The 6,660-nt window shown below is 68.5% G+C and carries 9 protein-coding genes; 6 read left to right on the forward strand and 3 right to left on the reverse strand.

Features of this window, described 5'->3' with window-relative positions:
- A partial coding sequence (locus tag ACFWF3_RS19135) for an ABC transporter substrate-binding protein (protein ID WP_379314686.1) occupies nucleotides 1-578 on the forward strand: 578 nt, incomplete at its 5' end.
- A 51-nt stretch (nucleotides 579-629) separates the two neighbouring features.
- On the opposite strand, the gene ACFWF3_RS19140 is transcribed toward ACFWF3_RS19135, so the two are convergent.
- Nucleotides 630-1,874, reverse strand: a complete 1,245-nt coding sequence (locus ACFWF3_RS19140) for a KasA/KasB family beta-ketoacyl-ACP synthase (protein ID WP_379314687.1) — start codon at nucleotides 1,872-1,874, stop codon at nucleotides 630-632.
- A gap of 39 nt (nucleotides 1,875-1,913) precedes the next feature.
- On the opposite strand from ACFWF3_RS19140, the gene ACFWF3_RS19145 reads away from it, so the two are divergent.
- The 5 genes from ACFWF3_RS19145 to ACFWF3_RS19165 all read left to right on the forward strand — a co-directional run bounded on the left by ACFWF3_RS19145 (nucleotide 1,914) and on the right by ACFWF3_RS19165 (nucleotide 5,506).
- Complete coding sequence (locus ACFWF3_RS19145; protein ID WP_379314688.1) at nucleotides 1,914-2,474, forward strand: TetR/AcrR family transcriptional regulator; 561 nt, start codon at nucleotides 1,914-1,916, stop codon at nucleotides 2,472-2,474.
- 158 nt (nucleotides 2,475-2,632) lie between these two features.
- Entirely contained in the window at nucleotides 2,633-4,156 is a 1,524-nt protein-coding gene (locus ACFWF3_RS19150; protein ID WP_379314689.1) for an MFS transporter, read from the forward strand.
- Nucleotides 4,157-4,232: 76 nt separating this feature from the next.
- On the forward strand, nucleotides 4,233-4,664 hold the full coding sequence (locus ACFWF3_RS19155; RefSeq protein ID WP_379314690.1) for an SRPBCC domain-containing protein: 432 nt from the start codon (nucleotides 4,233-4,235) through the stop codon (nucleotides 4,662-4,664).
- A complete protein-coding gene (locus ACFWF3_RS19160) occupies nucleotides 4,654-4,983 on the forward strand; it encodes an ArsR/SmtB family transcription factor (RefSeq protein ID WP_378996132.1) in 330 nt (109 codons plus the stop codon). Before ACFWF3_RS19155 ends, ACFWF3_RS19160 begins: the two co-directional genes overlap by 11 nt.
- A gap of 16 nt (nucleotides 4,984-4,999) precedes the next feature.
- A complete protein-coding gene (locus ACFWF3_RS19165) occupies nucleotides 5,000-5,506 on the forward strand; it encodes an SRPBCC domain-containing protein (protein ID WP_378996134.1) in 507 nt (168 codons plus the stop codon).
- Here the strand turns inward: ACFWF3_RS19165 and ACFWF3_RS19170 are convergent, their stop codons facing one another.
- Nucleotides 5,507-6,301 carry a thioesterase family protein gene (locus ACFWF3_RS19170; protein ID WP_379314691.1) on the reverse strand — a complete coding sequence of 265 codons (795 nt, stop codon included), beginning with the start codon at nucleotides 6,299-6,301 and terminating at the stop codon, nucleotides 5,507-5,509. It lies immediately after the preceding gene.
- Between the two features lie 31 nt (nucleotides 6,302-6,332).
- The gene (locus tag ACFWF3_RS19175) at nucleotides 6,333-6,527 is read right to left on the reverse strand and encodes a hypothetical protein (RefSeq protein WP_378996138.1); all 195 of its coding nucleotides are present in this window, start codon (nucleotides 6,525-6,527) and stop codon (nucleotides 6,333-6,335) included.
- Nucleotides 6,528-6,660: the final 133 nt, after the last annotated feature.

Below are 6,660 nucleotides of genomic sequence, written 5' to 3' on the forward strand. Positions count from 1 at the left end.
CGGCCCTCAAAGGCAAGAAGGTCGCCGTCTACAAGGGCAGTTCGGCCAACGCGAACCTGCTCCTGCAACTGCAGAAGGCGGGCCTGTCGCTGAGCGATGTCGAGCCGGTCTACCTGGCTCCCGGCGACGGCTACACCGCGCTCACCCGCGGTGACGTCGACGCCTGGGCCACCTGGGACCCCTACACCGCCATCGCGGAGAAGGAGATCGGCGCCAAGTCGATCGCCACCGCCGACCAGGCCGCCAACGGCTACAACTTCTGGGTGGCAGGCAACAAGACCGTCGCCGACGCGGGCAAGTCCGCCGCTCTCGCCGACTTCTTCCAGCGCTACGCCGCCGCCACCAAGTGGTCCTCGGACAATCTCGACACCTGGTCGACCAAATACGCCGAGCTGACCCAGATCAGCGTCGACGCCTCCCGCACCACCTGGACCCGCTCGATCAAGGAGCCGATCAAACTCACCGACCAGGTCATCGCCTCCGAACAGGAAATCGCGGATGCCTTCACCAAGGCCAAGGCCATTCCCGGCAAGGTCGACTTCAAGTCTTTCGTCGACACCCGCTTCGACAAGGCGTAAGTCGCGCTGAGCCGTCACGGCGCCGTCGATCCCACCGGATCGGCGGCGCCGCTACGCTTTTCCGAACGCGAGCGCGACATTGTGGCCGCCGAATCCGAACGAGTTGCTGAGGGCGTAGTCGATCTTGTGCGGTCGTGGGGCCCCGGCGACGATATCGAGATCGATCGCCGGGTCCGCGTTGTCGAAATTCAGTGTGGGCGGGACGATCTGCTCACGCAGGCTCAGGATCGTGAGCACCGCTTCGAGAGCGCCCACCGCACCGATCGAATGACCGAGCGCTGACTTCGGGGCGTACACCGAGGCATCGGGAGCGACCGCGGTGATCGCCGCCGCTTCGGAAGCATCGCCGATCGATGTCGACGTCGCGTGCGCGTTCACGTGATCGATGTCGCGAACCCGCAGCCCCGCAGTGTGAACGGCCTTGCGCATCGCCCGCGCCGCACCGGTGCCCGCCGGGTCGGAGGCCACGATGTGAAAGGCGTCGGAGGTGATGCCCGCACCGAGCACTCGCGCGTGGATGCGCGCACCACGCGCCTTCGCGTGCCGTTCGGATTCGAGGACGAGCAGCGCGCCGGCCTCGCCGAAGACGAAGCCGTCGCGGTCGCGGTCGAACGGCCGGGAGGCGCGTTCGGGCTCGTCGTTGCGGGTACTCATCGCCCGCATCATCGCGAAGCCCGCGATGGGGACCGGGTCGATATGCCCTTCGACGCCACCGGTGACCACCACATCGGCCTCGCCGGTGCTGATCAGCCGCCATGCGTGGGCAATCGCCTCCGACCCCGACGAGCAGGCTGACACCGGCGCGAAAACCCCACCCTGCGCGCCGATGTCGAGTCCGACGGTGGCGGCGGGTCCATTGGGCATCACCATCGGCACGGCCAGCGGTGAGACCTTGCGGTAGCCGCCCGCCCGCATCGCGTCGACGGCATCGATCAGTGCGTCGCCGCCCCCGAGGCCGGTGCCGATGGCCACGGCGAGCCGCTCACGGTCGACTTCCGGCGCGCCCGCGGCCTGCCAGACCTGTCTGCCGAGGACCAGGGCCATGCGTTCGACGTAGGAATGCCTGCGCTGCTCGATCCGCGTCAGCTCGGCATCGGGCGAGGTGACCAGTGGTCCGCCGATCCGCACCGGCAGATCGTGCTCGGCGAGGAACCGCGTGGGTAGCGCACGGATTCCGCTCTCGCCGCGCAGCAGGCGCGACCAGGTCTCGTCCATGGTGTCGGCCAGTGCGGTGGTCGCCGCGTACGCGGTCACCACCACGCCGCCCCGAGTTTCTGAAGCGATCGGTACAGTCACGATGACATGAATACCTGTAGCACTCGCTACAGTCAACCCATGGCCCGTCCCCTCGACCACCGCAAGCGCGCCGAGATGCTGGCCGGTGTCGTCACCTACATCGCCTCGCACGGCTTGGCCGAACTCTCGCTGCGACCGCTGGCCGCGGCACTCGGAACCAGCTCGCGCATGCTGATCTACTACTTCGGAACCAAGGAAGAACTGCTGGTCCAGGCGTTGGCGACGCAGCGACCCGACCTCGCCGCGGTCTTCGCCGATATCGCCGAGCCCGCGCAGCTACCCGCGCGGCTGATCGGGTTCTTCGACGTGAATTCCGAGGGTGCCGAGGCCGACAGCGTGCGAGTGCTGCTGCAGGTGCTGGGTGCCGCGTGTGCCCCCGGCTCGCCGTACCAGGACTACGCCGAGGCCGCGATCGCCACCTTCGTCACCGAACTCGCCGCCGCGCTGCGCCGGACCGGGCTGGCCGAAGATCCCGAGGTGGTGTCCACGTTGCTGGTCTCCGGATTGCGCGGCATCATCCAGGACCGCGTGATCACGGGCGACCGGGAACGTACGGGCCGCGCCGCGCGCACCCTCATCGCGGCGGTCCTGCCCGGCTGAGCGCCCGTCGGTGATCGGGTCTCATTCGGCCCGGATCGGCTTTCGCGTGCCCGGATCGCGGCTGGACCTACCGCGAGCATTGCCGGGCGGGCGTCACTGTTGTGGGTAGCTTGTCGTCAACGGACGTCGAGGGCCGAGCGGCCGGTGAGGTGGCCAGGGTGAGCGAAGCGCGGGACGAGTCCTACGGGTCGGTGCGCTGGGTGATGCTCGGGGTGCTGTGCGCCAGTCTGTTGCTGGTGGCGATGGATGCCACGATTCTCAATGTGGCGCTGCCGTCGCTGATCGAGGATTTGCAGGTCGGGCCGATGGAACAGCTGTGGATCATCGATATCTACGGGCTCGTGCTCGGCGGCTTGCTGATCACCACCGGTGCGCTCGGTGATCGGGTGGGGCGAAAGTTGTTGTTCATCAGCGGGTTCGTGCTGTTCGGCATCGCGTCGGTGGTCGCGGCTACCGCCGGGAGCGCGGCGCAGTTGATCGGCGGGCGGGTATTGCTCGGGATCGGCGGTGCGATGGTGATGCCGTCGACGCTGTCGCTGATCCGCAACATCTTCACCGACGTGCGCGAACGCACCATGGCCATCGGGATCTGGGCGGCGGTCGCCGGGGTCGGCGCCACGGTGGGGCCCATCGTCGGTGGGTTCCTCGTCGAGCACTTCGGGTGGTCGTCGGCGTTCTGGCTCAATGTGCCGGTGGTGGTCGTGACGGTGGTGGTGGGGCTGTGGGTGTTGCCGGAATATCGTGCGCCGCAGGCGGGGAGCCTGGACTGGTTCGCCGCCGCGCTGTCGGTGGCAGGCATCGTCTGTCTGGCGTGGGGCGTCAAGCATCTCGCGAAAGGTGAAGCGAGCGAGGTGGACTGGGCGATCCTGCTGATCGGCATCGCCGCGCTGGCCTGGTTCACCCGACGTCAGCTCACTGCCGCCGACCCGCTGCTGGATGTGCGGCTGTTCCGCAACGGCGCGTTCACCGCGGCGGCCGTCGCGACGCTGCTGGCCATGATGGCGATCGGCGCGGCCATGTTCCTGATCTCGCTGTGGCTGCAATACGTCCACGGCTACAGCCCGTCGCAGGCGGGCATCCGGATGTTGCCCGCCGCGCTCACGCTGCTCACCGCCTCCCTGCTCACGCCGTTTCTGATGGAGAGGTTCGGTGTCCGCGCGGTGCTCGGTTTCGGCCTCGGTGCGGTCGCCCTCGGGTTCCTGCTGTTGGCGGTGAGTCCGGAACCCACCACCTATCCGGTGGTCGCGCTGGTGCTGGTGTCGTTCGGTCTCGGCGACGGTATGGCCGTGACCGCGGCGGCCGCAGTCCTGGTCGGCGCCGTGCCCGCGGACCGGGCGGGCCAGGCGGGTGCGGTGGAGGAGACCAACTACGAGGTCGGCGTCGGTTTCGGCGTCGCCCTGCTCGGCAGCCTGCACGCCAGGATCTTCAGTCAGCACATGACGGGCCTGTCCGTCCCCGCCGACAAGGTCGACCAGGCGAGCGGTTCGATCGGCGGCGCGGCCGAGGTGGCCACCGACCTACCCGAACCCGCCCGCGACGAACTCACCCATGCCGCCGGTCATGCCTTCGACGTCGCCCTCACCACCACGTCCTACATCTCGGCCGCCGTCGTCGCGGTGGTTGCTGTCGGCACGGTCTGGCTGGTCCCGAAAGGGTTCCGCGTCACCGGCGGCCACGGATGACCACACCCTTGACGCAACCCAACGGTTGCAATACTCTGAATTGCAACCAGTCGGTTGCAATATATGAGGAGGCATCATGGGATTCCCTGATCAGATCGTCCGGACCGTCGAGCTCGCGCATCCGCCCGCCAAGGTATGGGCGGCCATCACCACCGCGGAAGGGCTGGGGAGCTGGTTCGGCAATACCGCCGAGATCGACCTGCGACCGGGCGGGGACATGCGAATGACCTGGAAGGAAGGGTTCGCCGCCGACATGCGGGTGGAGCGGGTCGAGGAGCCCTCGGTGTTCGGCTACACCTGGCCGATCAACGGGCTGCCCGACGACGACCCACGACGCACCTATGTCGAATTCAGCCTCGAGCCGGTCGGCGACGGCACCCGGCTGACGGTCACCGAGACCGGCTTCGCCCAGCTGCCAGACGAGGCGCACAAGGCGGCGTTCGAGGGCAATGTCGGCGGCTGGAAGAGCGAGCTGGGCGAGCTCGTCGAGTACCTCGATGCGGCCTGAGCAGGAGGCCACCGCCGAACGGGTTTTCGTCGCGCTGGCCGATCCGAGCAGGCGGTCGGTACTGGCCGCACTCGCCGCGCACGGTCCGGCCACCGCGACCGACCTCGCCGATCGGCTGCCCATCACCCGGCAGGCGATCGCCAAACACCTTGCCCTGCTAGCGGATGCGGGCCTGGTGATCGCGGAACCGGGGGAGCGGCGGCGCGTGCGCTACCGCCTCGATTCCGCTCCGATGCACGTGGCACAACAATTTCTGGCCGCCCTGTCCCGTGACTGGGACGGCCCACTCGACGCGCTCCGCCGGCATCTCGACGGCTGAGCCGGAAGGAAACGCAATGAGCGACAACGATTTCACCGCCACCATCACCGTCGACAAGACACCCGACGAGGCCTTCGCGGCCATCAACAACGTGTGGGCCTGGTGGTCGGAGACCATCGAGGGCAGCACCGGCACGGTCGGTGACAGCTACCTCTTCGAGGTCCCCGGCCTGCACCGCTGCACCATGACGACCACCACGTCGATTCCGGGCGAGCGCCTGGTCTGGCACGTCACCGACTCGCACCTGTCCTTCATCGCCGACACCACCGAATGGGAAGACACCGACGTCGTCTTCGACATCACCGAGAACGCCGACGGCACCGAAATCCGTTTCACCCATGTGGGTTTGGTGCCCGCCGGGGAATGCTACGAGGTGTGCTCCAACGCCTGGGGCGCCTACATCACCACCAGCTTGCGTGGTCTGCTCACCACCGGTGAAGGCGACCCGTTCCGGCGCACGAGCACCGGCGAGTCGGAACTGCTCAAGCACGGCAACGCCGACTTGGTGAAGCCGCGTCCCTGATCAGCCCCGGGGCGCGATGAGCAGCGTCTGGGTGCTGCGCCCGATCGGCCCGGTCTCGTCGAACAGCGCGGATTCGGCGAGGCCGATGCCGTGTGGCTGGGGATGGGTGACCGCGTCCAGGCACACCCACTCGCCGACCGGCTGACGATGCAGGGTCACGGTGAGGTCGGTGTTGATGAACAGGTACTTCGACCAGTCGAGGACCGCGCTGACCCCGTTGCCCGAATCGGCGGCGGCCAGCGTGCGCTCCAGCGGACTCGGGGTGGTCCCCGCGACGATCGGGTACTTCAACCGGATCCAGCAGATCGCGGGCCCCGGCGCGGCGAATGAGCCTGCGGAGAAACGGTATTCGATGCCGGTGTGGAAACCGATCTCCTGATCGGAGGGAAACTGCTCCGGCTCCGTCGCCGCGGGCAGTGGCCTGGTACCGGTCGGCAGGAACTGGGCGGGCAGATCGAGGGCGGGCTCGGCGAGCTTGAGCCGCCACGCGTTGGCCTGCATCACGGGGCCGCGCTCCGACGACAAAGTCGCCTCGATCAGTTCGACACTGCGCCCCGACCGCACCACCTTCGCCTGCGCGGTGAGCGGAGCCAGCGGCACCGGCCCGAGAATCTCGACGGCGACTCGTCCGACCTGGAATCCCGGCCGGGGCTCGCAGCGCTCGATCACATGCCCGAGCAGAGCGGACGGCGGTCCGGCGTGCTGGGCGTCCGGCGACCACGGGCCCCGGGTCAGCTCGGTCGAGAGGTACCGGTTCGGGTCCGCGGGGTCTTGGCGGTAGAAGGCATCGGCCACCCGGCCGACGTTACCCCGCGCGCCCCGTGGCCTAGGCGCTGCCCGTCAGGAGGGCGGTGAACAGGTCGAACAGCGGGCGCAGGGCGCACGGGCTGGTGTCGGAGGTGCAGCCGATGGACGACGAACCGGAGTCGGCGACCGGGAGGGACGCGGCCTGGGCGGTGCCGAGCGGGGCGGCGACGGACAGGGCGGCGGCCGCGAGGGCCCCGGCGACGATGCGTTTCATTGATTCACTCCAGTGCTCGGCGTGCCGGTAGGTCGACACGATTGCCAATCGTTACCGATCGCCAGGGTGAGCGAAAGCCCCGAAATCCAGGGTGCACGCGCTGCGACGCCCGCCCGATCGCGAAGATCGGACG

Origin of the sequence: Nocardia sp. NPDC060220 (genome assembly GCF_042727815.1) — a bacterium.
Lineage (GTDB): Bacteria > Actinomycetota > Actinomycetes > Mycobacteriales > Mycobacteriaceae > Nocardia.

Coding starts and splice junctions, on each gene's coding strand:
- ACFWF3_RS19145 (WP_379314688.1), top strand. CDS start 1,914: ATGGCCCGTCCCCTCGACCACCGCAAGCGCGCCGAGATGCTGGCCGGT.
- ACFWF3_RS19155 (WP_379314690.1), top strand. CDS start 4,233: ATGGGATTCCCTGATCAGATCGTCCGGACCGTCGAGCTCGCGCATCCG.
- ACFWF3_RS19175 (WP_378996138.1), bottom strand. CDS start 6,527: ATGAAACGCATCGTCGCCGGGGCCCTCGCGGCCGCCGCCCTGTCCGTC.
- ACFWF3_RS19160 (WP_378996132.1), top strand. CDS start 4,654: ATGCGGCCTGAGCAGGAGGCCACCGCCGAACGGGTTTTCGTCGCGCTG.
- ACFWF3_RS19165 (WP_378996134.1), top strand. CDS start 5,000: ATGAGCGACAACGATTTCACCGCCACCATCACCGTCGACAAGACACCC.